The sequence below is a fragment of the Isoptericola jiangsuensis genome (assembly GCF_048320105.1).
Classification (GTDB): Bacteria; Actinomycetota; Actinomycetes; order Actinomycetales; family Cellulomonadaceae; genus Isoptericola; species Isoptericola jiangsuensis_A.
In genome coordinates this window covers 1766641-1792934 of the sequence record NZ_CP182942.1, presented here as the reverse complement: position 1 = coordinate 1792934, position 26294 = coordinate 1766641, and the positions used below count along the sequence as shown (strand labels likewise).

28 protein-coding genes and 1 pseudogene are annotated in these 26294 nt (G+C 73.2%); 14 read left to right on the top strand and 15 right to left on the bottom strand.

Going from position 1 to position 26294, the window contains the following annotated elements:
- Window positions 1–35 precede the first annotated feature (35 nt).
- Both ACNHYB_RS08495 and ACNHYB_RS08490 read left to right on the top strand, forming a co-directional pair.
- Window positions 36–491: a Fur family transcriptional regulator gene (locus ACNHYB_RS08495; RefSeq protein WP_418274914.1), complete on the top strand. Its 456-nt coding sequence runs from the start codon at window positions 36–38 to the stop codon at window positions 489–491.
- A 106-nt stretch (window positions 492–597) separates the two neighbouring features.
- On the top strand, window positions 598–963 hold the full coding sequence (locus ACNHYB_RS08490) for a hypothetical protein (RefSeq protein ID WP_418274913.1): 366 nt from the start codon (window positions 598–600) through the stop codon (window positions 961–963).
- Window positions 964–984: 21 nt separating this feature from the next.
- On the opposite strand, the gene glpK is transcribed toward ACNHYB_RS08490, so the two are convergent.
- The 3 genes from glpK to ACNHYB_RS08475 all read right to left on the bottom strand — a co-directional run bounded on the left by glpK (window position 985) and on the right by ACNHYB_RS08475 (window position 5182).
- The gene (gene glpK / locus ACNHYB_RS08485) at window positions 985–2499 is read right to left on the bottom strand and encodes a glycerol kinase GlpK (protein ID WP_418274912.1); all 1515 of its coding nucleotides are present in this window, start codon (window positions 2497–2499) and stop codon (window positions 985–987) included.
- 66 nt (window positions 2500–2565) lie between these two features.
- A complete protein-coding gene (locus tag ACNHYB_RS08480; protein WP_418274911.1) occupies window positions 2566–3327 on the bottom strand; it encodes an MIP/aquaporin family protein in 762 nt (253 codons plus the stop codon).
- Window positions 3328–3433: 106 nt separating this feature from the next.
- The gene (locus ACNHYB_RS08475) at window positions 3434–5182 is read right to left on the bottom strand and encodes a glycerol-3-phosphate dehydrogenase/oxidase (protein WP_418274910.1); all 1749 of its coding nucleotides are present in this window, start codon (window positions 5180–5182) and stop codon (window positions 3434–3436) included.
- Between the two features lie 88 nt (window positions 5183–5270).
- On the opposite strand from ACNHYB_RS08475, the gene ACNHYB_RS08470 reads away from it, so the two are divergent.
- A complete protein-coding gene (locus ACNHYB_RS08470; protein ID WP_418274909.1) occupies window positions 5271–5792 on the top strand; it encodes an amino-acid N-acetyltransferase in 522 nt (173 codons plus the stop codon).
- Window positions 5793–5810: 18 nt separating this feature from the next.
- Here the strand turns inward: ACNHYB_RS08470 and ACNHYB_RS08465 are convergent.
- A pseudogene (locus ACNHYB_RS08465) lies at window positions 5811–6679 on the bottom strand (A/G-specific adenine glycosylase).
- A 907-nt stretch (window positions 6680–7586) separates the two neighbouring features.
- Here ACNHYB_RS08465 and ACNHYB_RS08460 point away from each other — a divergent pair.
- Window positions 7587–8342 (top strand): hypothetical protein, encoded by a 756-nt coding sequence (locus ACNHYB_RS08460; RefSeq protein ID WP_418274908.1) that lies wholly within the window; start codon window positions 7587–7589, stop codon window positions 8340–8342.
- Between the two features lie 34 nt (window positions 8343–8376).
- On the opposite strand, the gene disA is transcribed toward ACNHYB_RS08460, so the two are convergent.
- Window positions 8377–9462, bottom strand: coding sequence for a DNA integrity scanning diadenylate cyclase DisA (gene disA / locus ACNHYB_RS08455; protein WP_418274907.1), 1086 nt, complete (start codon window positions 9460–9462; stop codon window positions 8377–8379).
- Window positions 9463–9471: 9 nt separating this feature from the next.
- Entirely contained in the window at window positions 9472–10920 is a 1449-nt protein-coding gene (radA, locus tag ACNHYB_RS08450; protein ID WP_418274906.1) for a DNA repair protein RadA, read from the bottom strand.
- Window positions 10921–11117: 197 nt separating this feature from the next.
- Between radA and ACNHYB_RS08445 the strand changes: the two genes are divergently transcribed.
- Genes ACNHYB_RS08445 through ACNHYB_RS08435 form a run of 3 tightly spaced genes read left to right on the top strand, consistent with a single transcriptional unit; the run spans window position 11118 to window position 13238 of the window.
- Window positions 11118–11780: a hypothetical protein gene (locus ACNHYB_RS08445; protein ID WP_418274905.1), complete on the top strand. Its 663-nt coding sequence runs from the start codon at window positions 11118–11120 to the stop codon at window positions 11778–11780.
- Window positions 11781–11794: 14 nt separating this feature from the next.
- The gene (gene proC / locus ACNHYB_RS08440) at window positions 11795–12622 is read left to right on the top strand and encodes a pyrroline-5-carboxylate reductase (RefSeq protein WP_418274904.1); all 828 of its coding nucleotides are present in this window, start codon (window positions 11795–11797) and stop codon (window positions 12620–12622) included.
- Window position 12623: 1 nt separating this feature from the next.
- Window positions 12624–13238 carry a TetR/AcrR family transcriptional regulator gene (locus ACNHYB_RS08435; RefSeq protein ID WP_418274903.1) on the top strand — a complete coding sequence of 205 codons (615 nt, stop codon included), beginning with the start codon at window positions 12624–12626 and terminating at the stop codon, window positions 13236–13238.
- Here ACNHYB_RS08435 and ACNHYB_RS08430 read toward each other — a convergent pair.
- The 7 genes from ACNHYB_RS08430 to ACNHYB_RS08400 all read right to left on the bottom strand — a co-directional run bounded on the left by ACNHYB_RS08430 (window position 13201) and on the right by ACNHYB_RS08400 (window position 19094).
- Window positions 13201–14076 (bottom strand): ABC transporter ATP-binding protein, encoded by an 876-nt coding sequence (locus ACNHYB_RS08430; protein ID WP_418274902.1) that lies wholly within the window; start codon window positions 14074–14076, stop codon window positions 13201–13203. The genes ACNHYB_RS08435 and ACNHYB_RS08430 overlap by 38 nt on opposite strands.
- The gene (locus ACNHYB_RS08425) at window positions 14073–14882 is read right to left on the bottom strand and encodes an ABC transporter ATP-binding protein (protein WP_418274901.1); all 810 of its coding nucleotides are present in this window, start codon (window positions 14880–14882) and stop codon (window positions 14073–14075) included. Before ACNHYB_RS08425 ends, ACNHYB_RS08430 begins: the two co-directional genes overlap by 4 nt.
- Window positions 14882–15934 carry an ABC transporter permease gene (locus ACNHYB_RS08420; RefSeq protein WP_418278019.1) on the bottom strand — a complete coding sequence of 351 codons (1053 nt, stop codon included), beginning with the start codon at window positions 15932–15934 and terminating at the stop codon, window positions 14882–14884. Before ACNHYB_RS08420 ends, ACNHYB_RS08425 begins: the two co-directional genes overlap by 1 nt.
- 90 nt (window positions 15935–16024) lie before the next feature.
- Window positions 16025–16459 (bottom strand): VOC family protein, encoded by a 435-nt coding sequence (locus tag ACNHYB_RS08415; RefSeq protein WP_418274900.1) that lies wholly within the window; start codon window positions 16457–16459, stop codon window positions 16025–16027.
- Between the two features lie 49 nt (window positions 16460–16508).
- Complete coding sequence (locus ACNHYB_RS08410; RefSeq protein WP_418274899.1) at window positions 16509–17012, bottom strand: AAA family ATPase; 504 nt, start codon at window positions 17010–17012, stop codon at window positions 16509–16511.
- Window positions 17009–17680, bottom strand: coding sequence for a potassium channel family protein (locus ACNHYB_RS08405; protein ID WP_418274898.1), 672 nt, complete (start codon window positions 17678–17680; stop codon window positions 17009–17011). Before ACNHYB_RS08405 ends, ACNHYB_RS08410 begins: the two co-directional genes overlap by 4 nt.
- 31 nt (window positions 17681–17711) lie before the next feature.
- Window positions 17712–19094: a TrkH family potassium uptake protein gene (locus ACNHYB_RS08400; protein WP_418274897.1), complete on the bottom strand. Its 1383-nt coding sequence runs from the start codon at window positions 19092–19094 to the stop codon at window positions 17712–17714.
- An 80-nt stretch (window positions 19095–19174) separates the two neighbouring features.
- Here ACNHYB_RS08400 and ACNHYB_RS08395 point away from each other — a divergent pair, with 80 nt between their 5' ends.
- Window positions 19175–20350 (top strand): acetoin utilization protein AcuC, encoded by a 1176-nt coding sequence (locus ACNHYB_RS08395; RefSeq protein WP_418274896.1) that lies wholly within the window; start codon window positions 19175–19177, stop codon window positions 20348–20350.
- Between the two features lie 241 nt (window positions 20351–20591).
- A complete protein-coding gene (locus tag ACNHYB_RS08390) occupies window positions 20592–20690 on the top strand; it encodes a 30S ribosomal protein bS22 (RefSeq protein WP_003792170.1) in 99 nt (32 codons plus the stop codon).
- A gap of 178 nt (window positions 20691–20868) precedes the next feature.
- Here ACNHYB_RS08390 and ACNHYB_RS08385 read toward each other — a convergent pair whose 3' ends face one another.
- On the bottom strand, window positions 20869–21684 hold the full coding sequence (locus ACNHYB_RS08385) for an HAD family hydrolase (protein WP_418274895.1): 816 nt from the start codon (window positions 21682–21684) through the stop codon (window positions 20869–20871).
- 35 nt (window positions 21685–21719) lie between these two features.
- Between ACNHYB_RS08385 and ACNHYB_RS08380 the strand changes: the two genes are divergently transcribed.
- Entirely contained in the window at window positions 21720–22007 is a 288-nt protein-coding gene (locus ACNHYB_RS08380) for a glutaredoxin family protein (RefSeq protein WP_418274894.1), read from the top strand.
- Window positions 22004–22672, top strand: coding sequence for a redox-sensing transcriptional repressor Rex (locus ACNHYB_RS08375; RefSeq protein ID WP_418274893.1), 669 nt, complete (start codon window positions 22004–22006; stop codon window positions 22670–22672). The genes ACNHYB_RS08380 and ACNHYB_RS08375 overlap by 4 nt, the downstream gene beginning before the upstream one ends.
- Before the next feature lie 88 nt (window positions 22673–22760).
- Here ACNHYB_RS08375 and ACNHYB_RS08370 read toward each other — a convergent pair whose 3' ends face one another.
- Window positions 22761–23312, bottom strand: a complete 552-nt coding sequence (locus ACNHYB_RS08370) for a YceI family protein (RefSeq protein WP_418274892.1) — start codon at window positions 23310–23312, stop codon at window positions 22761–22763.
- 300 nt (window positions 23313–23612) lie between these two features.
- Between ACNHYB_RS08370 and ACNHYB_RS08365 the strand changes: the two genes are divergently transcribed.
- From ACNHYB_RS08365 to ACNHYB_RS08355, 3 genes are all read left to right on the top strand, one after another.
- A complete protein-coding gene (locus ACNHYB_RS08365; protein WP_418274891.1) occupies window positions 23613–24875 on the top strand; it encodes a pectate lyase in 1263 nt (420 codons plus the stop codon).
- 106 nt (window positions 24876–24981) lie between these two features.
- Window positions 24982–25626, top strand: coding sequence for a histidine phosphatase family protein (locus ACNHYB_RS08360; protein ID WP_418274890.1), 645 nt, complete (start codon window positions 24982–24984; stop codon window positions 25624–25626).
- Window positions 25623–26294 carry a TlpA family protein disulfide reductase gene (locus ACNHYB_RS08355; RefSeq protein WP_418274889.1) on the top strand — a complete coding sequence of 224 codons (672 nt, stop codon included), beginning with the start codon at window positions 25623–25625 and terminating at the stop codon, window positions 26292–26294. Before ACNHYB_RS08360 ends, ACNHYB_RS08355 begins: the two co-directional genes overlap by 4 nt.

Here is a 26294-nt window from a genome sequence, read left to right as displayed (position 1 = left end):
TGACTTCATCAAAACAAGAGGCCTATGCTGGGGACATGGTCGACACCTCGCACGCAGCCACGGACCGGGCGGACACCCTGCGCCGGCACGGGCTGCGCGCGACCGCCGGCCGCGTCGCCGTGCTGACGTACGTCGACCGGCATCCCCACGTGACGGCCGCCGACGTCTTCGAGGGCATCCGTCAGGAGCTCCCCTCGACGTCGTCCCAGGCGGTCCACAACGTCCTCGCGGACCTGCACGCCTGCGGGATCCTGCGCCGCACCGACCTGCCGGACTCCAGCGGCGCGCAGTACGAGACCCGCACCGGCGACAACCACCACCACGTCCAGTGCGTGGAGTGCGGCCGCGTCGAGGACGTCGACTGCGTCGTCGGGCACGCGTCGTGCCTGACGCCGTCCGACGACCACGGCATGCGGATCTTCACCGCGGACGTCACGTTCCGCGGCATCTGCGGCTCCTGCGAGCCGGCCCGCACCGACCGGACCGACTGACGGTCCACCACCGCACCGCCGCCCGCCCCCGACGCGAGCGGCTCCGCGGTGACCCTGCTCACCGACCACCCCGGACCACCGAACCGCCCCCCGAGAGGACACCCCTGTGCCCACGCTGACCGCCACCCGCCCGCACACCGCCGCCGAGACCGCCCACCCGGACGTCTCCCGGCCGACCCTGCTGGTGGGCACCACCACCATCGCCGACGTCCGGGCGCTGCACACGCTCCCCGCGCTCGGCCCGGACGAGTTCGCCGCCGTCCTGCGCTCCGCGAGCCCTGGCGTCCCGGTCGCCGTCGTCGGGCGCCGCGACGGCACGTGCGCCTACGACCAGATCGTCGTCGTGTACTGCGCCGACGGCGTCACCGAGCGCCAGACGTGGGCTCGGGTCGCCGACCTCGGCGCCGAGGTCACCTACGAGCTGGCAGAGGACACCGGCGCCCGCGGCGGATTCGTGGCGCTCCGCCGCTGACGCCGGTGGCCCTCCGGCCCGTCAGTCGATGTCCTCGTCCACCCAGTCGAACGTCTTGGTGACGGCCTTCTTCCAGCTGCGGTAGAGGCGCTCCCGCTCGCCCTCGTCCATCTGCGGGGACCAGCGCTGACCCTCGGACCAGTTGTCGACGACGTCCTGGGTGCTCTCCCAGAACCCGACGGCGAGCCCGGCGGCGTAGGCAGCGCCCAGCGCCGTCGTCTCGGCGACCTTGGGTCGCACCACGTCGACGCCGAGCTGGTCGGCCTGGAACTGCATGAGCAGCTCGTTGGCGATCATGCCCCCGTCGACCTTCAGCTCGGTGAGGTCGACGCCGGAGTCGGCCTTCATCGCGTCCATGACCTCCCGCGTCTGGAAGGCGGTCGCCTCCAGTGCCGCGCGGGCGATGTGGTTGCGGTTGACGTAGCGCGTGAGCCCGACCAGGGCGCCGCGGGCGTCGGGACGCCAGTAGGGGGCGAACAGCCCGGAGAACGCCGGCACGAAGTACGCCCCGCCGTTGTCCTCGACCTTGCCGGCGAGCCACTCGACGTCGGGGGCGTCCTCGAAGAGCCCGAGGTTGTCGCGCAGCCACTGCACGAGCGAGCCGGTGACGGCGATGGACCCCTCGAGGGCGTACACCGTCGCCTCCTCGCCGATCTTGTAGCAGACGGTGGTGAGCAGGCCGTTCTCGCTCGGCACCTTCTCCGTGCCGGTGTTGAGCAGCATGAAGTTCCCGGTGCCGTAGGTGTTCTTGGCGCTGCCGACCTCGAAGCACGCCTGGCCGAACGTGGCTGCCTGCTGGTCGCCGAGGATGCCCGCGATCGGCACGCCCGGCACCATGCCGCGCAGCCGGCCCTCGCCGTACACCTCGGACGACGAACGGATCTCGGGCAGCATGGACAGCGGGATGCCCATGTCCGCGGCGATGTCCTCGCGCCAGTCCAGGGTGTCGAGGTCCATGAGCATGGTGCGCGAGGCGTTGGTGACGTCGGTGACGTGCACCCCGCCTTCGGTGCCGCCGGTCATGTTCCACAGGACCCAGGTGTCGGTGTTGCCGAACAGCAGGTCGCCCTTGTCGGCCGCCTCGCGGGCACCCTCGACGTTGTCGAGGATCCACTTCACCTTCGGTCCGGAGAAGTAGGTCGCCAGCGGCAGCCCGACGATCGACTTGTACTTGTCGGCGCCCTCGCTGCCGCCCAGCTCGTCCACGATCGCCTGGGTGCGGGTGTCCTGCCAGACGATGGCGTTGTAGACGGGCTTGCCGGTGTGCTTGTCCCACACGACGGCGGTCTCGCGCTGGTTGGTGATGCCGATGGCGGCGAGGTCGGCGTGGGTGACGTTGCCGCGGGTCAGCGCGAGACCGACGACCTCGCGGACGTTGTTCCAGATCTGCTCGGCGTTGTGCTCGACCCATCCCGCCTTCGGGAAGATCTGCTCGTGCTCGAGCTGCCCGGTGGAGACGATGCTCCCCGAGTGGTCGAAGACGATGGCACGCGAGCTCGTGGTGCCCTGGTCGATGGCGAGGACGTAGTCAGCCATGGTGCGTCAGCTCCTTGACGGCGGTGTCGGGTGGATGTCGGGTGGATGTCGGGTGGGACGCGATGGTCAGGAGTAGGCGGCGCCGAGCAGACCGGCGAGCACTCCGCCGACCAGCGGGCCGGCGATCGGCACCCACGAGTACGACCAGTCGCTGGACCCCTTGCCCTTGATCGGCAGGATCGCGTGGGCGATGCGGGGACCGAGGTCACGGGCCGGGTTGATGGCGTAGCCGGTGGGCCCACCCAGGCTCGCACCGAGGCCGACGACGACGAGGGCGACGGCGAGCGGTCCGAGACCGGACGGCGTCATGCCGGAGACGACGACGAAGAACACGAGGACGAACGTGGCCAGCATCTCGGTGACGAAGTTCCAGGTGTACGAGCGCAGCTCGGGGCCGGTGGAGAACACGGCGAGCTTGGTCTCCGGCGGTGCCTCCTGGTCGAAGTGCTTCTTGTAGGCCAGGAACGCCAGGACCGCCCCGAGGAACGCGCCGATCAGCTCCGCCCCGAAGTACATGAACATGTTCGCCACGGTCGGCTCGATCGTCGCGGTGATCGCACCGCCCGGCCCGGTCACCGAGTAGAACGGCATGTCCGCGGCGAACAGGCCGATGGTCACCGCCGGGTTGAGGTGGGCGCCGGACTTGAACGCCACGTACACACCGGCGAACACGCCGAGGCCCCAGCCGAAGTTGATCAGCAGCCAGCCGCCGTTGAACCCCTTCGTCTTCGGCAGGACCACGTTGGCGACCACGCCGGCGCCCAGCAGGATCAGCGTCGCGGTACCGAGGATCTCGGACCAGAACGCGTTCATCAGGAGTGAGTCCATCGTCGTCTCCCTTCGTGCGGGACGGCGTCGTCCCGGCGGGTCATGGGTGGTGGGTCGGTGGCTGGTGGTGGGTGCCCGACGGACCGTGGGTACGTCGGGCGCCCCGTCAGGTGGTGCGCAGCGGCTGCATGGGTGCGACGTCGTCGGCCCGGGCCCGGGCCTGCGCCGCCGCCTCGTCGTCGGGTTCGGCGGCGGCGGCGTCCTCGGCGTCGGCACGCGCCAGGTAGGCGTCGACCTCCGCCTTCTGGGCGGCGTCGTCCCACCCGAGGAGCGGGGCGGCGATCTCGGCGATCTCGGGGACCGCGGCACGGCCCTTGTCGGGGACCTCGTAGACCAGGCGGGTGCGCCGCAGCATCAGGTCCTCCAGGTGCAGCGCCCCCTCGTGGCTCACCGCGTAGTGGATCTCGGCGCGCAGGTAGGCGTCCGCGTGCTCCAGCGGCCGGGCGAGCGTCGGGTCCTCCTCGCAGAGCGTCACGAGCTCGCGCAGCGCGGAGCCGTACCGGTGCAGCAGGTGGTCGACCATCGCCGGGCTCCAGCGGTACCGCTGCGCCCACGAGCGGGCCTGACGGCGAACCGCGGCCAGCCCGACGGCGCCGATGAGCGGGATCTGCGCCGTCACGGACGGCAGGGCGGTCGCCCGCTGCCCGATCGCGAAGTCCACGGCGTCCTTGGCCATGACGCGGTAGGTGGTGAGCTTGCCGCCCGCGATCGCCGTCAGGCCGGGGGCGGGGGAGGCGACCGTGTGCTCGCGGGAGACCTTGGCCGAGCCCGTGCCCTCCTTCGTGCCGGGCTGCAGCAGCGGGCGCAGGCCCGCGTAGGTGCCGATGACGTCGTCGCGCGAGATCGGGTGGGCCAGGACGGCGTTGGCGTGGTCGAGGACGTACTCGATGTCCGCGGCGGTCGCCACGGGGTGGACGGGGTCCAGGTCCCAGGGCGTGTCCGTGGTGCCGATGACCCAGTACCGCGACCACGGGATGATGAACAGCACCGACTTCTCGGTCTGCAGGATCAGCCCGACGTTCCCGCGGATCCGTTCGCGCGGCACCACGATGTGGATGCCCTTGGAGGCGAGCACGCGCAGCCCGCCCTCGTCACCGGCCAGGGCCTCGGTGTCCTCGGTCCAGACGCCGGTCGCGTTGATGACGTGCCGGGCCCGCACGGCGATCTCGCGTCCCGACTCGAGGTCGACCACGACGGCGCCGTTGACGGCACCGGTGGCGCTCTTGGTCAGCGCGACGACCTGGGTGCGGGACGCCGCGTGGGCGCCGTAGTCGGCGGCGGTGCGCACCAGCGTGGAGACCAGGCGGGAGTCGTCGACGGACGCGTCCCAGTACTGGACCGCTCCGATGGCGGCCTCGTGGGCGAGGTCGGGGAACTTGCGGGCCATCTGGCGCCGGGTGAGGTGGCGGTGCAGCGGCATGGCGCGCCGGCCGGGCGCGAGCGCGGCGAGCGTGTCGTACAGCGCGATGCCCGTCCCCACGTAGGCCCGCTCCCAGAGGCGGTGCTCCAGCGGGTACAGGAACGGGACCGGCTTGACCAGGTGCGGCGCGATCTCCTTGAGCAGGAGGTCGCGTTCGGTCAGCGCCTCGTGCACGAGGGAGAAGTCGAGCATCTGCAGGTAGCGCAGGCCGCCGTGGACGAGCTTGCTGGACCAGCTCGACGTGCCGGCGGACCAGTCCTGGGCCTCGACGACGGCGGTCGACAGGCCGCGGGTCACGGCGTCGAGCGCGATGCCCGCGCCCGTCACCCCGCCCCCGACGACGAGCACGTCGAGCTCGTTCGACGATTCCTGCGAGGCTTCCAACGCGTTGAGTGCCCTGGCACGGGAGTCGGACGTGAGACGGGTGCTGGACATGTGGTGCTGGCTCCTCTGTTCCGGGTACTCAGAGGATCACCGCGGGATCGACCTCGCAACCGCAGAACAGCGCTCGTACAGTACCCACGTGCCCACGCCCACCTCGGCCCCGTTCCACGTCCGCCCTGCGCTGCCGGCGGACGTCCGCGCCGTGCGCGACCTCGTGGAGCCGTACGCGGCGAACCGCATCCTGCTCGCCAAGGAGATGGTCGGCTACTACGAGGCCGTCCAGGAGTTCCTCGTGGCGGACGCCGGTGGTGAGCGGGGCGTCATCGGTTGCGGCGCGCTGCACGTCATGTGGGCGGACCTCGCCGAGATCCGCACGCTCGCCGTGTCGCCGGACGTCACCGGTCGCGGGGTCGGGCACGCCCTCGTCGAGGAGCTGATCGGGCGGGCCCGCCGCATCGGTCTGCGCCGGTTGTTCTGCCTGACCTTCGAGGTCGAGTTCTTCGCCGGGCACGGGTTCCGGGAGATCGACGGGACCCCGGTGACGCCCGAGGTGTACGCCGAGCTGCTGCGCTCCCACGACGACGGCGTCGCGGAGTTCCTGGACCTCGCCCGGGTCAAGCCGAACACCCTGGGCAACACCCGCATGCTCCTGGAGCTCTGAGGAGCGCACGGGCAGGCCTCAGACCGGCAGCAGGTAGCGTCCCGCGTCGTCGGTCTCGGCCAGGCCGTCCTCGACCAGCGAGGCCAGGCAGCGGTCGAGCTGGGGGTCCGGGCCGGCGTCGGCGAGCAGCGCCCGAGGCACGGGACCCTCGGCGCCCCGCAGCGCCGCCATGACCCGGCCCCGCACCTGCCGGTCGGTGCCCTCCCACGCCTGGGTGCGGCGTCGGGCGGCGTGCTCGTCCGGCGGGTGGCCGGCCAGCCGCCACGCGCAGCGCTCCCGCAGCGGGCACGCCGCGCACCGGGGCACGCGGGCCGTGCACACCAGTGCCCCCAGCTCCATCGACGCGGCCGCCCAGCGGGCGGCGTCCGCGTCGTCGGCCGGCACGAGCGAGGCGGCCAACCGACGTTCGGCGGCCGTGTACGACGGCGCCGGCAGCGCCACCCCGGTGACGGCGCGCGCCTGCACGCGCCGCACGTTCGTGTCCACCACGACGGCCCGCCGCCCGAACGCGAACGCCTGCACCGCGGCCGCCGTGTACTCGCCGACACCCGGCAGCGCGCGCAGGGCGTCGGCGTCGTCGGGGACCTGCCCGCCGTGGCGTTCGACGACGGCCCGCGCGCAGTCGGCCAGGCGCAGCGCACGACGCGGGTAGCCGAGGCGGCCCCACGCGCGCAGCACCTCCGACGTGGGTGCGGCGGCCAGGTCGCCAGGCCCCGGCCAGCGCGCCATCCAGGCCCGCCAGACCGGCTCGACCCGCACGACCGGGGTCTGCTGCAGCATGACCTCGCTGACGAGCACCCCCACCCGGTGCGGTCCGGGGCGCGCCACGGCAGGTCGCGCGCCGCGTCGTCGTACCAGGCGTTGACGTGCTCGACCAGGGGATCCACGGTCGTCCATTGTGCCTGCCCACCCGGTGTGCACGACGCGACGGCGCGGCTCCCCGGAGGCCGCCGGACCGGCGCGTAGCGTGACCTGCGCAAGAGAGTTCGACGAGGCAGGGGTGCAGTGGCGGCAGCGAAGGACCGGCGTGGCGCGTCGGGCGCGGGGCGCTCGACGCCGTCGTCGCGCGGATCGGGCTCCCGGTCGACGTCGGGCGGCGGGTCGGGAGCGGCACGGGGTTCGGGCGGGTCGCCCGCAGGTGCCTCCGGCACCCCGAGGTCGGGCGCGGCGAAGGGCTCCGGAGGGTCGAGGAGCACCGGCGCGCGGAAGCCGTCGAGCGGTCGTCCCGCGAGCAAGGGATCCGCGGGCAAGGCGACCACGAGCAGGAGCACCGCGAGCAAGGGATCCGCGGGCAAGGGCACGGCCAGTGGTACCACCGGCAGGGGAACGGCCAAGGGCGCCGCGAGCAAGGGCACGAGCAAGGGATCCGCGGGCAGGACGTCGTCCGGCGGACGCACCGCGTCGTCGCCCTCGAACCAGCGTGCCGGCACCCGCGGCGCAGGGGCCGACGCGTCGACCCGGCAGACGCGGACGACCGGCGCGGGCGCAGGCGCCCGGTCGTCCCGTGGCACCACGGGCACCGGGCAGCGGTCCTCGTCGGGACGGACCGGGACCGCGGCGCGCGGCGGCGGCGGGGCCGCGGGCGCAGGCCGCGGGAGCGGCGCGCGCGGGAACGACGCCCGCAGCGCGAGCGGTCGGTCGGGTGCCGGATCGTCCCGGCAGGGCGGCGCGCGCCGGACGGTGACGACGAGCCGGCTCGTCGCCCCGGGAGCCACCCCCCGCCCCCGCAGGCGGCCCACGGCCGCGCAGCTGCGGCGCCGACGTGAGCGTCACCGCCTGACGACGATGGCGGCGGTGTGCGTCGCGCTCGTCGTGGGGATCGGCACCGTGGCCGGTTACGGCGTCGGACGCGGCGTCGACTGGGTGCGCGACGTCTGGCCCGACCCTCCGGTGCAGCTGCTCGCCGAGAAGGTCGCGCCGCCCGAGGCTCTCGACCCCGCGGGCGTCGCCGAGACCTGCGCCCCGTCCGCCGTGGCGCTCGACCTCGTCACCGACGGGAACACCTTCACGCGGGGCGACGCGATGGACTTCACGCTGCGTGTCACGAACGAGGGGCGCGTGGGGTGCCTGGTCGACAGCGCCACCTCCAGCATGCAGGTCGTCGTCACGGGCCCCGACGACACCCAGGTGTGGTCGTCGGCGGACTGCGCCTCGACCAAGGCCGAGCCGGCGCTCCTCGCCCCCGGGTGGTCGTGGGAGATCGAGGCGCGCTGGAGCGGCATCACCTCGACGGAGGGCTGCGAGGGCAAGCCGTCCAAGCTGGAGCCGGGCACCTACACGGCGACGATGGCGCTCGGGGACGTGCCGGGGGCCGAGGGCGAACCGACGACGGTCACGCTCGAGGCCCCGCCGGAGCCGGAGCCGGACCCGACGCCCAGCGACGAGCCGTCCGAGGGTGCCGACGACGCCGACGGCGAGAAGAAGTCCGCCGCCACCGAGGCGTCGGACGAGTCGGCCGAGGAGCCGAAGGAGAAGGCGGCCGACGAACCGGCCGAGGAACCGGCCGAGGACGAACCGCAGGACGCCGCGCAGGGCTCCGCGGAGGAGTGACGACGGCCGCCCTCACGGGCGGCCGAGGGCCGCGTCACACGTAGCGTTCGAGGATGCTCGACTCCGCCAGCCGGGACAGGCCCTCACGGACGGCGCGTGCACGCTGGTCGCCGACGCCGTCGACGCTCCTGAGGTCCTCCACGCTCGCCGCGAGGAGCTTCTGCAGGCCGCCGAAGTGCGCCACGAGCCGGTCCACGATGGACGACGGCAGGCGCGGGACCTTGGACAGCAGGCGGAAACCGTGCGGGGCGACGGCGGCGTCGAGCGCCACGCCCGAGCCGGGCAGGCTGAGCACGCGGCCGATCTCCGACAGGTCGAGGAGCTGGGCGGAGCTGAGCTGGGCGAGATCGCCGTGGACGGCACCGACGTCGCGCCCCGACCGCTCCACGTCGACGTAGTCGCGGACCACGAGGTCGCGGTCCGCCCCGATGCCGCCGATGAGCTCGTCCAGCTGGAGGGCGAGCAGACGCCCGTCCGTGCCGAGCTCCACCACGTAGCCGTCGATCTCGTCGGAGATGCGGCGCACCATCTCGAGGCGCTGGACCACGGCGCACACGTCCCGCACCGTCACCAGGTCCTCGATCTCCAGGGCGGACAGCGTGCCGGAGACCTCGTCGAGGCGGGAGCGGTAGCGCTCCAGGGTGGCGAGCGCCTGGTTCGCGCGGCCCAGGATGGTGTCCGAGTCCTCCAGCACGTGGCGGACGTTGCCGTTGTAGATCGCGACGATCCGCATCGACGCGCTGACCGACACCACGGGCAGACCGGTCTGCTTGGCCACGCGCTCGGCGGTGCGGTGACGGGTGCCGGACTCGCTGGTCTCGATGCTCGGGTCGGGCAGGAGCTGGACGGCGGCGCGCCGGATCCGGGTCGCGTCCCTGTCGAGCACGACGGCGCCGTCCATCTTCGACAGCTCGCGCAGCCGGGTCGCGGAGAACTCGACGTCCAGGACGAAGCCGCCGGAGCAGATCTCCTCGACGGTCTTGTCCAGCCCGAGGACGATCAGGGCACCGGTGCGCCCGCGAAGGATGCGTTCGAGGCCGTCGCGCAGCTCGGTGCCGGGAGCGACGGCCGCGAGGATGTCCCGGAGCAGGGCATCAGGGTGCGCGGGAGTGGGTGCCACGCGGGCATTCTACGACGTGGGACGCTCGCGCGGGCGCTCGTCTCGCGTGGTGGCCCCGCCGGAGGCGAGCTCGACGGCCTCGGCGATGTGGCGGGCCTCGGCGACCTGGATGCCGGCCGGTGCCCGCACGGACGTCCCGGCCGGGACGACGGCGCGGGTGAAGCCCAGCCGGGCGGCCTCGCTGAGTCGCCGCTCCAGCCCGGTCACGGGTCGGATGTCGCCGGCCAGGCCCACCTCGCCCATGGCGATGGTGCCGGCCGGCAGTGCCTGACCGGTGCGCGCGGAGACGATGGCGAGCGCGGTGGCGAGGTCGGCGGCGGGCTCGGTCACGCGGGCACCGCCGATCGTGGAGGCGTACACGTCGTTGTCGGCCAGCCGCAGGCCGGCGTGCCGGTGCAGCACCGCGAGGATCATGGCCAGGCGCTGCGACTCCACACCGCTGGTGGCGCGGCGCGGGTTCGCCAGCGGCGACGGGGCCACGAGGGCCTGGATCTCCAGGGCGAGCGGACGCCGCCCCTCCAGCGTCACGGTGACGCACGTGCCCGGCACACCCGCGCCCAGGTGGGACAGGAACAGCCCGCTCGGGTCCGCGAGGCCGACGATGCCCGCCTCGGACAGGTCGAAGCACCCGACCTCGTCGGTGGGGCCGAACCTGTTCTTCACCGCTCGGATCATCCGCAGCCGCGAGTGACGGTCGCCCTCGAACTGGCACACGACGTCGACGAGGTGCTCGAGGGTGCGCGGCCCGGCCACGGTGCCGTCCTTGGTCACGTGGCCGACCAGCAGCACGGGGACCTGGCGCTCCTTGGCGGCGGCGATGAGCGCGCCGGCGACCTCGCGCACCTGGCTGACGCCGCCGGGCGCACCGTCGACCTCCGCGGAGGCGATCGTCTGGACGGAGTCCACGACGAGCAGAGCCGGGTCCGCGGCCTCCAGGTGGCCCAGGACGGTGGCCAGGTCGGTCTCGGCCGCGAGCAGGAGCGTGGGGGCGAGCGCGCCGATCCGCTCGGCCCGCAGCCGCACCTGCCCCGCCGACTCCTCGCCCGTGACGTACAGGACGGTGCGCGCCCGCCCGTCGGCACCACGCGCCGCGTTGGACGCGACGGACAGCAGCAGGGTGGACTTGCCGACCCCGGGCTCCCCGGCGAGCAGCACGACGGCGCCCGGCACGAGGCCACCCCCGAGCACGCGGTCCAGCTCGTCGACGCCCGTCGGGGTGGCCCGGGCGGAGTCCACGTCGATCTCCGCGATGGGCCGTGCCGCCGACCGCACGGGCGTGACCGCCGTCGTGCGGGGCCCGGCGGACGCCGGACCCTCCTCGGCGACGCTGCCCCAGGCCTGGCACTCGCCGCAGCGCCCCACCCACTTCGCCGTCGTCCAGCCGCACTCCGTGCAGCGGAAGGCCGGGCGGGCGTTCTTGGTCGCGCGGGACGCTCGCGCGGAGGTCGGGGTGCTCACCTGGTCGACGCTAGGCCCTGCCTCCGACACCGGTGACCCGCGGGGTCGACCCCGCGCGGACGACCCCGTGCGCGACTGCCCGCGACGACTCCCCGCGACGCGGGCCGTGCTCCCGTCCTCACGGTGCCCGAGGCCGTAGGCTGCTCCGCGACGCCGTCGTCGCCTGCGCCCGCGGGCACGAGACCAGGAGGACGTCGATGGTCGACCAGAAGCCGGGGTACCTGTCCCCGGGATTCCGGACCCCGGGGGACAAGGTGCACCAGAAGCAGTCGCGCGCCGCGATCGTGCGGCGCCGCAAGGTGGTGGCGGTGATCGCGCTCGTCGCCCTCGCCGTCGTCGCCGCCCTGACGGCGTTCGTGTGGCCCGGGTTCGCGGTCGACGACGAGCCGCTGCCGGAGGTCACCGTCACCGCCCCGCCGCCCACCCCGACGGCCGAGCCCGCCGAGCTGCCCGAGGGTTCCACCGAGTTCCTCGCCGCGATGCCGGACTCCGCGCTGCAGCTCGTCCGCCTGGAGGCCGCCGAGGACTCCGCCTGGGTGGAGGACTCCGGGGCGGTCGAGGCGTGGGCGCTGACGTACGCCGACGGGTCCGAGGGCGGTGCCGAGGTCGCGCTCGTCGCGGGGCAGTGGGCCGACCCCGAGGCGGCCGGCGAGGTGTACGACACGCTGCTGGGCGCCGCGGGCGAACCGACGGCCTCCGGCGACGTCACCGTGGGCGGCGAGCCGACCGGCAGCTACGCGGTCACGCCCGGCGGCGCCGAGGGAACCTCCGTCGTCCTGTGGCGCAACGGCACGGCCGTCTTCCGCGCCGAGGGTCCGGACCCGCTCGTCCAGGACTTCTACCAGACCTTCCCGATGTGACCGAGGAGACTTCAGTGAGCACGCAGATCGCCGGGACCAGGGTCGCGTTCCTCGGCACGGGGAACATGGCCGAGGCGGTCCTGGCCGGGGCGCTCGGCTCCGGGCTGGCGCCGTCCGACGTCGTCGCGACCGTGCGGCGCGCCGAGCGGGGTGACGCGCTCGCCGAGCGCTACGGCGTGAGCACGACGTCGGACAACGCCGCCGCCGTCGTCGGGGCGCGCCTCGTCGTGGTCGCCGTGAAGCCGAAGGACGTCGCCGCGCTGCTCGACGTCGTCGGCCCGTCCCTGGAGCCGGGCGCCGTCGTCGTCAGCGTGGCCGCCGGGCTGCCGCTGTCGCTCTACGCCGCGCACCTGCCGGCGGGGCAGCCGGTGGTGCGGACCATGCCGAACACGCCCGCCCAGGTCGGGGCCGGGATCACGGCCGTCGTCGCCGGGCCGACGGCGTCGGACGACGACGTCGCGCTCGTCGAGGCGCTCCTCGCCGGCACCGGCGAGACGTTGCGCGTCACCGAGAAGGACATCGACGCGTTCGGGGCGCTGGCAGGGTCCGGCCCGGCCTACGTGTTCTACGTGGTCGACGCGATGGCGGAGGCGGGGGTGCTGATGGGGCTCACCCGCGACGTCGCGCGCCGGCTGGCGGTCCGGACGGTGCTCGGTTCCGGTCGGCTGCTCGCCGAGACGGGCGAGCACCCGGCGATCCTGCGCGAGAAGGTGTCCTCCCCGGGCGGCACGACCGTGGTTGCGCTGGCGAAGCTCGACGAGGGCGGGGTGCGGGCGGCGTTCCTCACCGCGCTGGAGGCGGCCCGGGTCCGGTCCCAGGAGCTGGGCCAGGAGCTCGCCTGACATGTCCGACCAGCCGCGTCGGGGTCGTCGGCCCGCCGGCCAGGGCACCCGTGAGGCGGTGCTGGACGCGGCGCGGGCCGAGTTCGCCGAGCTCGGCTACGACGCCGTGTCGGTGCGTGGCGTGGCCCGGCGTGCGGGCGTCGACCCGGGCACGGTACGGCACTGGTTCGAGGGCAAGGCGGCGCTGCTGACCGCGTCGCTGGGGCTGGACGGGATCGACCCGCAGGCCGCGGTCAGGGCCGCCGTCGACGGGCCGGTCGAGGGCCTCGGCGAACGGATCGTGCGCGCGGCGACGCAGCTGTGGGGCGCCGACGACGGCGCGACCGTCCGGGTCGCGATCCCCGCCGCCCTGGCCGACCCGGAGCTGCGGGGCCTGCTCCCTCAGCTCCTCGGCGCGCACGTCCTGGGCCCCCTGATCCACCGGCTCGGCGTCCCGGACGCCGAGCTGCGGGCCACGCTCGTCGGGTCGCAGGTCGTGGGTGTGCTGATGCTGCGCCACGTGCTGGAGGTGGAGCCGCTGGCGTCCATGGACGCCGACACGCTCGCCGCGCACGTCGGCCCGACGCTGCAGCGCTACCTCACCGGTGAGCTGCCTGACGCGCCTCCTGCTCGATGAGCACCATGGTCTCCTCCAGGGTGGCCCGCTCCTGGCTCACCTCCGCCTCGACCTGCGCCTCCCGCAGCACCTGACGCACCGGGTCGGGCGACGTGCCCGCCACCCGGCTGGTGCGCCCGGCGAGCACCACGGGCAGGTCGGCGTCGTCCAGGGCGGCGAACGCCGCGGCCCAGTCGGACGCGTGCACGACGGCGGTGGACGACGCGGCGGTGATGTCGTCGACCGTGCCGTGCGCCACCCCGCGCCCGCGCGACATGATGACGAGCCGGTCGCACTGCTCGGCCTCCATGTAGTGCGTGGTGACGAGCACGCCCGCGCCGCCCTCGGCCTGGTCGTGGATGGTGTCCCACAGGCGGGCACGGGCCAGCGGGTCGACGCCGGAGGTCGGCTCGTCCAGGACGAGCAGGCGCGGCGCGTGCAGCAGGGCGCAGTGGAAGGCGAGCTGGCGCTGGCGGCCCAGCCCGATGCGGCGCACCGGTTCGTCGGCGACGTCGGCCAGCGCGGGCGGGAGGTCCGCCAGGTCGCGCGTCGAGAACGCCGCCGCGATGAACTCGACGTTCTGGCGCACGCTCAGCGCCTGAGAGAGCCCGAGGCCCTGGGGCACGTAGCCCAGCGCGTGCCGGTCGGCGCGGGCCGGCGGGGCGTCGAGCACCTCGACGTGCCCGGAGTCCGCGGCCTCCAGCCCGAGGAGCACGCGCAGCAGCGTCGTCTTGCCGGCGCCGTTGGACCCGAGGAGCCCGACGATCTCCCCGGCCTCGACCCGCAACGACATGTCGGCGACGGCGGTGAGGTCGCCGAACCTCTTGGTCACGCCGTCGGCCACCACGAGCGCGCTCATCGGGTCTCCTCGGTCCGGGCGAGGGTCAGGGCGATCAACGTGTCCTCCATGTCGGGGGTGACGGCGCGGCCCGGGGCGTCCGCGCCCGGCGGGCTCCAGGTGTGGAACGTGCGCCCTCGCCGCCAGGTCCGCTCGTCGGCCGGTCCGTCGCCCACGGACACCGTGCCGGGCACGGCCCCGACGACCTCGTCCGGGCGGCCGGCGGCGAGCACGTGCCCCTCCTGGAGGGCGACGACGGTGGCGGCGCGCTCGGCCTCGTCGAGGTACGTGGTGGTCATGAGCACCGCGGCGCCGCCCTGGGCCGCGGCGGTGATGAGCCGCCACAGCTCGATGCGGCTGACGGGGTCGACGCCGGTGGACGGCTCGTCGAGCAGCAGCAGGTCGGGGGAGTGCAGCATCGCCAGGCAGAACCCGAGCTTCTGGCGCATGCCCCCGGACAGCTGGTGGCCGAGGCGGCCGCGGGCGTCGTCGAGCCCTGCGGTGGCGAGCAGGTCGTCGGCGCGTGCGCGGACGTCGGGCGTGGCCATGCCGTACGCGGCGCCGACGAACGCGACGTTCTCCGCCACGGTGAGGGTGGGCCACACCCCGGACGTGGAGGGTTCGTAGCCGATGCGCTCGGCGGGCGGGACGTCGACGTGCCCGCTGCGTGGTGCGACGCGGCCGAGCAGCGCCCGCAGCAGGGTGGTCTTGCCGGCGCCGTCCCCGCCGACGACGGCGGTCACCCGACCGGGCGGCACGTCGACGCTGATGCCGGCCAGCGCCGTCGTGCCTCCCAGCTCGACCGTGAGGTCGTGGGCGCCGGCCATCAGCGGGCCGCCCGGGCGGGCGCGATGTCGCGCCGCAGGCGCAGCACGGCCACACCGAAGACGACGGTGGCCATGACGGTGAGGATGACCACGGGAAGCCACAGCGAGTCCCAGCCGGCGCCGCGCAGCATGACGCCCTGGGAGAGCTTGACGAACCAGGTCAGCGGCAGCACGTAGCCGATCCAGCGCACGCCGGCGGCCATGGCCTCCAGGGGGAAGATCATCCCGGACAGCAGGATCTGCGGCAGCATCGTCATCATGGCGACCTGCACGGCCTGGCCGGTGGTCTGGGAGACGGTGGAGATGAGCACCCCGATGCCGAGCACGGTGAACAGGAACACCGCCGCGCCGACGCCGAACAGCAGCACCGAGCCCTCGAACGGGACCCCGAACAGCCAGACGCCCAGCACGGTGACGAGCACCATGTCGACGCAGGCGAGCAGGAAGTACGGGGTGATCTTGCCGAGCACCACGGCCGTGGGGGTCAGGGGCATGACGGCGAGCTGTTCGAGGGTGCCGGCCTCGCGTTCCCGGACCAGGCCGATGCTGGTGATGATGGTGCCGATGAACGTCAGGATCAGGCCGATGATCGCCGGGACCATCACCCACGACGTCTCCAGGTCGGGGTTGTAGAGGATCTCGGAGTCGACGGCGTCGCCGAGCCGCGCGACGAGCACGGAGGCGCTCTGCGCGGCGAACAGGTTGGAGCCGTCGATGAGGACGGTGGGGCGTCCGTCGTCGGACTCGGTGGCGTCGCCGGTGAGGATCGCCAGGTCGACCTCGTCGTCACGCAGCAGGTCGCGGGCCGCCGAGGCGTCGGCGTCGGGGTCGACGTCGACCAGGTCGAGGGTGGTGGAGGCGTCGTCGGGCACCTGGTCGGTGATCTGCTGGGCGGCCTGGTCGGCGGTGTCGCCGACGACGGCGACCTCGAGCTCGTCGACGGTGAAGTTCGCGGCGTAGCCGAAGATCACCAGCATCAGCAGGGGCAGGGCGACGAGCATCGCGACGGTGCGCCGGTCACGACGCAGCTCGCGGAACTCCTTGAGGATCATGGCGCGCACGGCGACTCCTTCGGTTCACGCACAAATTCATCAGTGATGAATTGTGACTCTACCCCGAGCCGGCGGGCGAGGCACCGCGGCTCAGTCCAGGCAGAACTCGTTGCCCTCGACGTCCTGCATGACGAGGCACGACTCGTTGACGCCGTCGGCGCGAACCAGTCGGACCTTCACCGCACCGAGCGCCTCCAGCCGTGCGCACTCGGCCTCCAGCGCCGCCACGCGCTCGTCGCCCGCGAGCCCCGTGCCGACCCGCACGTCCAGGTGCACCCGGTTCTTGACGACCTTGCCCTCCGGCACGCGCTGGAAGAACAGTCGCGGTCCCGTCCCGGCCGGGTCCTCGCAGGCGAACGCCGAGCCGCGCAGCTGCGGCGGCAACGAGTCCGAGAACTCCGCCCACGACGCGAACCCCTCGGGCGGCGCGGGCACCACGTATCCCAGCACCTCGCACCAGAACCGGGCGACGCGCTCCGGATCCGCGCAGTCGAACGTGACCTGGACCGTTCGCGCCGTCGTCATGCCTCCACGGTAGTCCGCACCCCGGCATCGCTCTCGGTGAAGGGCGCGGTCACGCGCACCCGCCGGGGACCACCACGACGGGCCCCTCGTCGGGCGTCGGCGGCTCGAACCCGTCCAGGTAGGCCAGAGCGAGCTCCCGCGGGACGGCGACGTCGTCGCCGGCGGTGTGCCGTCGTCGTGCCAGCCGCGCCAGCACCACCTCGCGCGGGGTGTCCAGGCGGTGCACGACGACGGCGCACCCGGTCGGGGCGAGGACGTCCCGGTAGGCGTCGCGCGACGCACGCGACCAGAACGAGGTGTCCACCACGACGCGGTCGCCGCGTGCCACGAGCCGCAGCAGCTCGCGCTGCAGGCCGCGGTGCACCTCGGCGGCCACCGCCGGGTCCAGCGGATGGTCGCGGTGGCCCAGCGTCCAGGCCGCGTCGTCGAAGGACAGCCGGTGGTACCCCTCGCGCTCCAGCGACCGGGCGTGCGTCGTCTTGCCGGCCCCCGCCGGGCCGCACACCAGGACGACCTGCGCGACGTCGTCCGGCGGCGGGGCGTGCGCGCTCACGGCCGGGCGGAGAACCGTTCGAGCAGGTCGGCGTGGCCCGAGCAGACCAGCAGGTCGTTCGCGCTGACCCGGGTCTCCGGCGTCGCGTACGCGAACTCGATCCCCGGCGACTTCACGCCGATCACCGTGATCCCGTACTTCTTGCGGATGTCGGACTGCGCGAGCGTGAACCCCTGCATCTCCCGCGGCGGACGCATCTTGACGATGGTGAAACCGTCCTCGACCTCGATGTAGTCGAGCATCTTGCCGCTGACCAGGTGCGCGACGCGCGAACCGGCGTCCGACTCGGGGTAGACGACGTGGTGCGCACCGATGCGGGTCAGGATGCGGCCGTGCTCCGCCGAGACGGCCTTGGACCAGATCTGCGGGACCTCCAGGTCCACCAGGTTGCCGGTGATCAGCACCGACGCCTCCAGCGCGGTGCCGACCCCCACGACCGCGACACCGAAGTCGTGCACGCCGAGCTGTTCGAGCGCCTCCGGGTTCGACGCGTCCGCCTGCACCACCGGCAGCCGCCCCGACCACTGGGCGACCAGCCGGTCGTCGGTCTCCACGGCGAGCACGTCCTGGCCGAGCCGGTCCAGGGTCGCGGCGAGCGAGGAGCCGAACCGGCCCAGGCCGATGACGAGCACACCGGCGTCCGGTGTCGAAGCCCTCTTGTCTGCCACGGTCGTCCTCTCGTTCGTTGGTCGGGGGTCCTCAACCGATGATCGGTCGTTCCTCCGGGAAGCGTATGACGCGCCGGCGGTCCCGCAGGGCGAGCGCACCGAGCACCGAGATGGTGCCGATCCGGCCGAGGTACATCAGCCCGCAGAGCCAGTACTTGGCGGCGTCCGGCAGGTCAGGGGTGATGCCGGTGGACAGCCCGACGGTCGCGAAGGCGGAGATCACCTCGAACAGGATCGGCGCCAGGGAGAACTCCGTCATCCGCACCAGCGCGATGCAGGAGGCGAGGACCATCGTGGCGCCGATGAACACCACGGCGATGGACAGCCGGAGGGTGTCGCGGGGGATGCGCCGCCCGTAGACGTCGATGTCGGCGTCGCCGCGGGCCTCGGCGAGGATGGCCAGGAGCATGACCGCCAGGGTCGTGACCTTGATGCCGCCCGCGGTGGAGGCCGAGCCTCCGCCGACGAACATCAGCGCGTCGGTCACCAGCCACGTCTCGCCGTACATCTGCCCGACGTCGAACGTGCTGAAACCGCCGGACCGCGGCATCACCGACGCGGTCAGCGCGGACAGGAACTTGGTGTGCAGGTCCTGCCCGCCGAGGGTGTCCGGGTTCGACCACTCCATCAGCCCGATGACGACGAAGCCGGTGGCGAGCAGCACCACGCTCGTGGTCACCGTGAGCTTGGTGTGCAAGGACAGGTACCGGCGCCAGCGACGACCCTGACGGCGTGCCTGGAGCAGGTTCAGCATCACCGGGAAGCCGAGCGCCCCGATGAACACGGCCAGGCAGACGGGCACGACGACGAACCAGTCCGAGGCGTGCGGCACCAGCCCGTCCGACGTCGGCACGAAGCCCGCGTTGTTGAACGCCGAGACCCCGTAGAACAGGGCGTGCCACGCGGCCCCGCCGACGCTGTCGCCGATGGCGACCAGCCGGGGGAACAGGATCAGCGCGATGGAGAGCTCGATGGCCACCGAGACCACGATGATGAGCTTGATCAGCTCGCCCACCTGGCCGAGCGACGTGGTGCCCGTCTTGGTCTCGGAGGCCGTGAGCAGCTTCTGCGTCAGGCCGATGCGCCGGGACACGGCCAGTCCGACCAGGGAGGCGATGGTCATCACCCCGAGCCCGCCGACCTTGATGGCCACGAGGATCACCACGTGGCCGTAGTCGGACCAGTAGTCGGCGGTGTTCTCCACGGTCAGGCCGGTGACGCACACGGCCGAGACCGCGGTGAACAGGGCGTCGACGAACGGCGCCGGGCGGCCCGACGCGGTGGCCCACGGGGGCAGGAGCAGCAGGGTGAACAGGGTGATCACGGCGGCGAACACCGTCATCGCGAGCCGTGCGGGGTACTCGCGGGCGGACCGGTCGACCCATTCGCGCACACCGCGCGCGCGGTCGGACATCGATCTCGCCACCGGCCGCCTCCCGTCTCGTCCTGCCACCGTGCCGCTCAGCCTGCCACGGGTTCCGCTACCGTGGCGGGATGTCCGTCGCCCGGCTGCTCTGGAGCCCCGAGTTCCTGCACTACGACTTCGGCGCCGGTCATCCGATGGCGCCCGCGCGGCTCGAGCTGACGATGCGGCTCGTGGCGGACCTCGGGCTGCTGGAGGAGCCGTCCCTGGAGCTCGTGGACGCCCTCCCGGCGGACGACGACGTGATCGCCTCGGTGCACGACGCCGACTACGTCGACGCCGTGCGTCACGCCGCCGGCACGGGCCGGGCCGATCTGGCCCGCGGTCTCGGCACCGAGGACGACCCGGTGTTCCCCTCCATGCACGAGGCGGCGGCACGCCTGGTGGGCGCGTCCGTGGCCGCTGCGGACGCCGTCTGGTCCGGCGAGGTCGAGCACGGCCTCAACATCGCCGGTGGCATGCACCACGCCCGGCGGGGTGCGGCGTCCGGCTTCTGCGTCTACAACGACGCCGCCGTCGCGATCCAGCGGCTGCTCGACCGGGGGGCGACCCGGGTGGCGTACGTCGACCTGGACGCCCACCACGGCGACGGCGTCGAGCAGGTCTTCTGGGACGACCCGCGCGTGCTGACGTTCTCCGTCCACCAGGACGGCCACACCCTGTTCCCCGGCACGGGCAACCCGGGTGACCGGGGCGGTCCCGGTGCGCCTGGGAGCGCGGTGAACGTGGCGCTGCCGCCCCGGACGGACTCCGCGCGCTGGCTGCGCGCCGTCGACGCGGTCCTGCCCGCCGTGCTGCGCGCCTTCGCGCCGGACGCGATCGTCTCCCAGCACGGCACCGACGCGCACGGCAACGACCCGTTGACCGACCTCTCGGTGGGCATCGACGCCCAGCGCACGGCGGCCGGGTGGGTGCACGCGCTCGCCCACGAGCTGTGCGACGGCCGCTGGGTCGCGCTCGGCGGTGGCGGGTACGCCGTCGTGGACGTCGTGCCGCTGGTCTGGTCGAGCCTGGTCGCCGAGGCCGCCCACGTCCCCCTCGCCGCCGGCATGACGCTGCCCGAGCACTGGCGGATCGGCGTCGAGGAGATGTCCGGACTGGAGGCGGCGACGACGCTGGGCCGGGGTGAGGTGGCGTGGCGTCGCTGGAGCGACGGGTACGACCCGTCCGACGCCGTCGACCGCGCCGTGCTGGCGACGCGCAACCAGGTCTTCCCCGAGCTCGGGCTCGACCCCTACCTCGACTGACCCTGCTGTTGCACCTGCTGCCTCCTGTCGCTCTCTCTCGCCCACCCGTGCCCGACCGGCCGCTGCCCGGACCGTTCCCCGCCGGTGGTGGCCGGGCGGGGCCGTTCGGAGCACGGCCGGATGTCGGGTATTCTGGGGGACGGACTTTTTCGCGTTGGTCGACAGGGCTTGGCTCGACAGGGCTGGGCTCCTCGGTGTACCAACCGTGCTCCACCAACCGATCCAGCATTGTGAGGACCTCATGGGCTCCGTCATCAAGAAGCGCCGCAAGCGTATGGCGAAGAAGAAGCACCGCAAGCTGCTTCGCAAGACGCGCCACCAGCGTCGCAACAAGAAGTGACCCTCCGCCCGCCGTCAGGCGGGCGAGCGTGACGAGCCCGGCCCCCCGTGAGGGTGCCGGGCTCGCGGCGTCTCCGGGCCGCGTTGCTCCACGGCGTCGTGCCGGTCCGTGACGTGCCGGTCCGTGTCGTGCCGGTCCGTGACGTGCCGTGCGGCGTGTCGCGTGCCGGACGCGGGGCTCAGTGCCCGCGCAGCCGCCGTCGGACGCTGCGCTGCACGGCCCGCAGCACCAGGCCGGCCACCCAGGCGGCACCCGCCCACGAGGCCGTGCGCACACCACGGTTCGCGACCCGCTGGCTGCGACCCCGGAACTCGCGGATCGGCCAGCCCACCTCCTTGGCGAACCGGCGCAGCCGGACGTCGGGGTTGATCGGGCAGGGGTGCCCCACGGACCGCATCATCGGCAGGTCGTTGAGGGAGTCGCCGTAGGCGTAGGAGGCTGCCAGGTCGAGGCCCTCGCGCTCGGCCAGCTCGCGCACCGCCGCGCCCTTGGCCTCGCCGTGCATCAGGTCGCCCTTGAGGGCGCCGGTGTAGTAGCCGTCGGCGTGCTCCGCGACGGTGCCCAGGCACCCGGTGCCCCCGAGGCGCCGGGCGATGAGCCCGCCGATCTCCACGGGGGTCGCCGTCACGAGCCACACCTGGTCGCCGGCCGCGAGGTGGTCGTCGAGCAGCCGCTTGGTGCCGGGGAAGATCCGCAGCTCCAGGACGGTGTCGTACACCTCCTCGCCGACGGCCGTGATCTCGGCGACGGAGCGCCCCGCGATGAGGTCCAGGGCGCGCGAGCGGACCGTCTCGATCTGGGAGCGGGACTCGCCGAACAGCAGGTACTTGGCCTGGATGACGCCGAACCGGAGGAGGTCGAGCGTGCCGAAGAACCTGCGCTGGTACAGCGCTCTGGCCAGGTGGAACGAGCTGGCGCCCCGGATGATCGTGTTGTCCACGTCGAAGAAGGCCGCTGCGCCGGTGCTCTCGGCAGGGGTGGCGTGAGACGGCATGCCGTCCACTCTAGTAGCGCCGATACGCTTACCCCGTGAACGGGCCCCGAACCGGACCCGGGCGGACGCCCCGGGTGGTGATGTACAGCCGGGCTGACTGCCATCTGTGCGACGACGCACGGGCGGTGGTCGCGTCGGTGTGCGCGGCGGCGGGCGAGGACTGGCAGGAGCTCGACGTCGACGCCGACCCGGCGTTGGTCGAGCAGTACGGGGACTACGTGCCCGTCGTCGAGGTGGACGGCGTGCAGCAGGGATTCTGGCGGGTCGACGCGGCGCGGTTGGCGCGGCGGCTCGCCGGCCCGACGGGAGGGAATCGGACGTGATCGAGATCGGTGAGGTGACGGTGCCCGCGGCGACGGTGGCGCGGCTCCCGCACTACCTGCGCGCCCTGCGCGACCTGGCGCGCGAGGGGGTGGACACGACGTCGTCGTCGGACCTCGCGGAACGGTCGGGGGTGGGCTCGGCCCAGCTGCGCAAGGACCTGTCGTACCTGGGCTCGTTCGGCACGCGGGGCGTGGGGTACGACGTCGACTCGCTGGAGACGTACATCGCGGCGGCGCTCGGGCTGGGGTCGGAGCACCGGCTCGCGATCGTGGGCGTCGGCAACCTGGGCCACGCGCTGGCGAACTACTCGGGCTACGCGGCGCGCGGCTTCCAGCTGGTGGCGCTGCTCGACGCAGACCCTGCGGTCGTGGGGCAGCCGGCGGCGGGGCTCGTGGTGGAGCACGTCGACGCCCTGGAGCAGGTCCTCGACGAGCGCAAGGTGTCGATGGTGATCCTGGCGACGCCGGGCTCCGTGGCCCAGACGGTCGCCGAGCGCATCGTGGGCTGCGGGGTGCGGGAGATCCTGTCCTTCTCGCCCGTCGCGCTGCAGCTGCCCGACGACGTCGTCGTGCGCAGCGTGGACGTGGCAGGCGAGCTGCAGATCCTCGCGTTCCACGCGGCGGCGCGGGCGGCGCAGGCCGTCGGCGGGGTCACCGCGGGGTAGTACGCCCGCGGGGCGCCGTCGGGACGGCACGGACCCGCGCGGTGGCACCGGTGGTGCGCCCGCGCGGGTCCGTGCGGTCCGGGGTGGCTCAGTTCTGGGCGATCGCCGAGACGTCGAGCGCGATCTTCACCTTGTCGCCGACGAGGAACCCGCCGGTCTCCAGGGCGGCGTTCCAGGTCAGGCCGAACTCCTTGCGGGAGATCTCCAGCGCGGACTCGAACCCGGCACGCTCGTTGCCGAAGGGGTCCTTGGCGGTGCCCTCGAAGTCGATGGGCAGGTCGACGGGCTGGGTGACGCCGTTGATGGTCAGGTCGCCGCTCACGATGTAGCCGTCGGCCTCGGCCTTGACGCCGGTGGAGGAGAAGGTCCAGGTCGGGCGCTCCTCGGCGTGCCAGAAGTCGGCGCTCTTGAGGTGGCCGTCACGGTTCGCGTCGCCCGTGTTGACGGCGGCGGCGTCGAGCTCGACGACGACGGAGGAGGACTCCAGGTCCTCACCGACGGTGATGGTGCCGGAGGCGATGCCGATGGTGCCGCGCACCTTGGAGATGCCGGCGTGGCGGGCGGTGAACGAGGCGGTCGAGTGGGTGGTGTCGACGGCGTAGGTCCCGGCGGTGAGCCCGGCGGGCAGCGGCGTGGCCATGTGCAACTCCTGGGGTTGGTGGACGTGCGGGTCGATGGTGCCGGACGGCGGTCCATCGTTTCGCATGAACATGGACAAGGTCGCCGGTATTCCCTGCCTCGAGCGCTGGCCTGTGTGGCGCGATCGATGTCTCAGCAGATGAGAAACCGGTTGCCAAGCGTTTGCATCGTTGTACATCATGGTGCCGAGACGGGTACGCGATCGTGCGGGCAAGGGGGCCTACGCAAGACCGACCGACTGGGGACCGCCTCACGACCTGCACCGATGCAGGTCGGTCCACACATCCGAGAGGGATCGACGATGACTCAGCAGAGAAGACGGCGGCGCGGCCTGCGCGGCCTGCTCGCGGCCTGTGCGGCCGCGGCAACCATCCTGGTCGGCGGGCTCGTCATGGCGACGCCCGCCAACGCGGCGACGGTCGACACCGGCGCCTGGTACGTGCTGGTCAACCGCCAGAGCGGCAAGGCGATGGAGGTCGCCAACTGGTCGACCGCGGACGGCGAGATCGTCCAGCAGTGGGACCGCAACGACGGCGCCTGGCAGCAGTGGCGCTTCGTCGACGCGGGTGACGGCTTCTACCGCCTGATCAACAAGAACTCCGGCAAGGCGCTCGACCTCTGGGGCTGGAGCACCGCCGACGGCGGCGAGTTCCGCCAGTTCCAGGACCTGAACGGCGCCAACCAGCAGTTCAAGCTGTCCGACTCCGAGGGCGGCCGCATCCGCCTGATCAACCGGCACTCGAACAAGGCCGTCACCGTCACGGACCGCTCCACGGCCAACGGGGCGACCATCACCCAGCTGTCCAACAACAACCAGCAGAACCAGCAGTGGGAGCTCGCCAAGGTGGGCTCCGGCGGCGGGACCACCAACCCGCCGTCCGGCTCGTTCCCGGCGTGGCCCTCGGCGAACGGCCAGCAGAAGGTCTCCGACACCATCGAGGTAGGCGGGTCGTTCGACGGCGGCATGAAGCGCTACTACGGCATCTCCTCCGGCGACCAGGACGAGTCGCAGCCCGCGATGTTCGAGCTCTCCAACGGGGAGACCCTCAAGAACGTCATCATCGGCACCGGAGCCGGCGACGGCGTCCACTGCACCGGCACCTGCACGCTGCAGAACGTCTGGTGGGAGGACGTCGGCGAGGACGCCGCCACGCTCAAGGGCTCGTCGTCGTCGCAGGTCATGACGGTCGACGGCGGTGGCGCACGCTCCGCGTCGGACAAGGTGTTCCAGCACAACGGGCCCGGCAAGTTCGTCATCAAGAACTTCCAGGTCTCCGACTTCGGCAAGCTCTACCGCTCGTGCGGAAACTGCTCCACGCAGTACGCCCGCACCGTCGTGGTCGACAACGTGCAGGTCACCGCGCCGGGCAAGTCGCTGGTCGGGATCAACTCCAACCTCGGTGACAAGGCCACGCTCACGAACGTGACGATCATCGGGGACTCCTCGAAGAAGATCGCCATCTGCGAGGAGTACAAGGGCGTGACCTCGGGCGAGCCGAGCAAGATCGGGTCCGGCCCGTCGTCGGCCTGCGGCTACTCGACGTCGAACATCACCTACGAGTGATGCCGCGCCGGTGAGCGACCGGCGAGGTCGTGAATCCTGTCACAACCTCGCCGGTCGTCCCGGACCCGGGACCGAGCCACGCCCCGCGTCTGGGACACTGGGGCGCATGGCCACCACCACCGTCCATCTTCTGCGGCACGGCGAGGTCCACAACCCCGACGGCGTCCTGTACGGGCGCCTGGAGGGTTATCGCCTGAGCGACCGCGGCCAGCAGATGGCCCAGCGCGTCGCCGACCACCTCTCCGGCGCCGGCCGCGACGTCGTGGCCGTCGTGGCCAGCCCCCTGCAGCGCGCCCAGGAGACCGCCCGGCCCGTCGCGTCGGCGTTCGGCCTCGAGCTCGCCACCGACGACCGCCTGATCGAGGCCGGCAACCGGTTCGAGGGCAGCACGATCGGCAAGAACCCCGCGCAGCTCCTGCACCCCCGGTACTGGAAGCTCCTGTGGAACCCCGCCCGCCCCTCGTGGGGCGAGGCCTACGCCGAGCAGGTCACGCGCATGCGCGCCGCCGTCGAGGACGCGCGGCGGGCCTACGACGGCCACGAGGTCGTCCTGGTGAGCCACCAGCTCCCCGTCTGGGTCACCCGGCTCTCCCTGACCGGACGACGGCTCGCCCACGACCCGCGCCGGCGCGAGTGCGCGCTCGCCTCGCTCACGTCGTGCACCTTCACCGACGGGCGCTTCACCGGCCTGCACTACTCCGAGCCGGCGGGCGACCTGCTCCTCGACGCCGACCCCGTCCCCGGCGCATGACGCCCGTGCCGACGCGGTCCCCGGCCCGGCGCACCGCCCTGCTCCGGCGAGCGGGCGTCGGTGCCGCCGTCGCCGCGGCCACCGTGACCGTGCTCGCCGCGTGCGGGCCGTCCGACTCGGGCGCGAGCGACGTCGTCGGGCAGGGCTTCGTCTCCGGTGACGGGACCGTCCAGCAGTGGGAGCCCGACGAGCGCAAGGACCCGGTGGTCGTCGAGGGCACCACGTTCGAGGGCGAGGCCGTCTCCACCGCCGACTGGGCCGGCGACGTCGTCGTGCTGAACACCTGGTACGCCGGTTGCGCGCCCTGCCGCGCCGAGGCGCCCGAGCTCGTCGCCCTCGCCACCGAGCGCGCCGACGACGGCGTCCACCTCCTGGGCATCAACACCGAGGACGACGCCGGTGCCGCGCTCGCGTTCCAGCGCACCTTCGAGGTGCCCTACCCCTCCATCGAGGACCGCAGCGGCCAGGTCGTGGCCGGGCTCTCCGGCGTCGTGCCGCTGCAGGCCGTGCCGTCCACCGTGGTGCTCGACGCCGAGGGCCGGGTCGCCTCGCGCGTCGTCGGCCAGGTCGCCGGCTCGACGCTGGACGCGCTCGTCGACGACGCGCTCGGGACCGACGAGGCCGGGTCGGACGACGAGGCCGGGTCCGACGACGGCGAGGACGCCTGA

What these genes read in the sequence shown, in the direction of transcription:
- ACNHYB_RS08365 (WP_418274891.1), top strand. Translation starts at nt 23,613, where the DNA reads ATGACTCAGCAGAGAAGACGGCGGCGCGGCCTGCGCGGCCTGCTCGCG.
- ACNHYB_RS08425 (WP_418274901.1), bottom strand. Translation starts at nt 14,882, where the DNA reads ATGGCCGGCGCCCACGACCTCACGGTCGAGCTGGGAGGCACGACGGCG.
- ACNHYB_RS08395 (WP_418274896.1), top strand. Translation starts at nt 19,175, where the DNA reads ATGTCCGTCGCCCGGCTGCTCTGGAGCCCCGAGTTCCTGCACTACGAC.
- ACNHYB_RS08360 (WP_418274890.1), top strand. Translation starts at nt 24,982, where the DNA reads ATGGCCACCACCACCGTCCATCTTCTGCGGCACGGCGAGGTCCACAAC.
- ACNHYB_RS08400 (WP_418274897.1), bottom strand. Translation starts at nt 19,094, where the DNA reads ATGTCCGACCGCGCGCGCGGTGTGCGCGAATGGGTCGACCGGTCCGCC.
- ACNHYB_RS08475 (WP_418274910.1), bottom strand. Translation starts at nt 5,182, where the DNA reads ATGTCCAGCACCCGTCTCACGTCCGACTCCCGTGCCAGGGCACTCAAC.
- ACNHYB_RS08370 (WP_418274892.1), bottom strand. Translation starts at nt 23,312, where the DNA reads ATGGCCACGCCGCTGCCCGCCGGGCTCACCGCCGGGACCTACGCCGTC.
- ACNHYB_RS08435 (WP_418274903.1), top strand. Translation starts at nt 12,624, where the DNA reads ATGTCCGACCAGCCGCGTCGGGGTCGTCGGCCCGCCGGCCAGGGCACC.
- ACNHYB_RS08390 (WP_003792170.1), top strand. Translation starts at nt 20,592, where the DNA reads ATGGGCTCCGTCATCAAGAAGCGCCGCAAGCGTATGGCGAAGAAGAAG.
- ACNHYB_RS08445 (WP_418274905.1), top strand. Translation starts at nt 11,118, where the DNA reads ATGGTCGACCAGAAGCCGGGGTACCTGTCCCCGGGATTCCGGACCCCG.
- ACNHYB_RS08480 (WP_418274911.1), bottom strand. Translation starts at nt 3,327, where the DNA reads ATGGACTCACTCCTGATGAACGCGTTCTGGTCCGAGATCCTCGGTACC.
- ACNHYB_RS08385 (WP_418274895.1), bottom strand. Translation starts at nt 21,684, where the DNA reads ATGCCGTCTCACGCCACCCCTGCCGAGAGCACCGGCGCAGCGGCCTTC.
- ACNHYB_RS08415 (WP_418274900.1), bottom strand. Translation starts at nt 16,459, where the DNA reads ATGACGACGGCGCGAACGGTCCAGGTCACGTTCGACTGCGCGGATCCG.
- ACNHYB_RS08430 (WP_418274902.1), bottom strand. Translation starts at nt 14,076, where the DNA reads ATGAGCGCGCTCGTGGTGGCCGACGGCGTGACCAAGAGGTTCGGCGAC.
- ACNHYB_RS08495 (WP_418274914.1), top strand. Translation starts at nt 36, where the DNA reads ATGGTCGACACCTCGCACGCAGCCACGGACCGGGCGGACACCCTGCGC.
- glpK (WP_418274912.1), bottom strand. Translation starts at nt 2,499, where the DNA reads ATGGCTGACTACGTCCTCGCCATCGACCAGGGCACCACGAGCTCGCGT.
- ACNHYB_RS08420 (WP_418278019.1), bottom strand. Translation starts at nt 15,934, where the DNA reads ATGATCCTCAAGGAGTTCCGCGAGCTGCGTCGTGACCGGCGCACCGTC.
- ACNHYB_RS08355 (WP_418274889.1), top strand. Translation starts at nt 25,623, where the DNA reads ATGACGCCCGTGCCGACGCGGTCCCCGGCCCGGCGCACCGCCCTGCTC.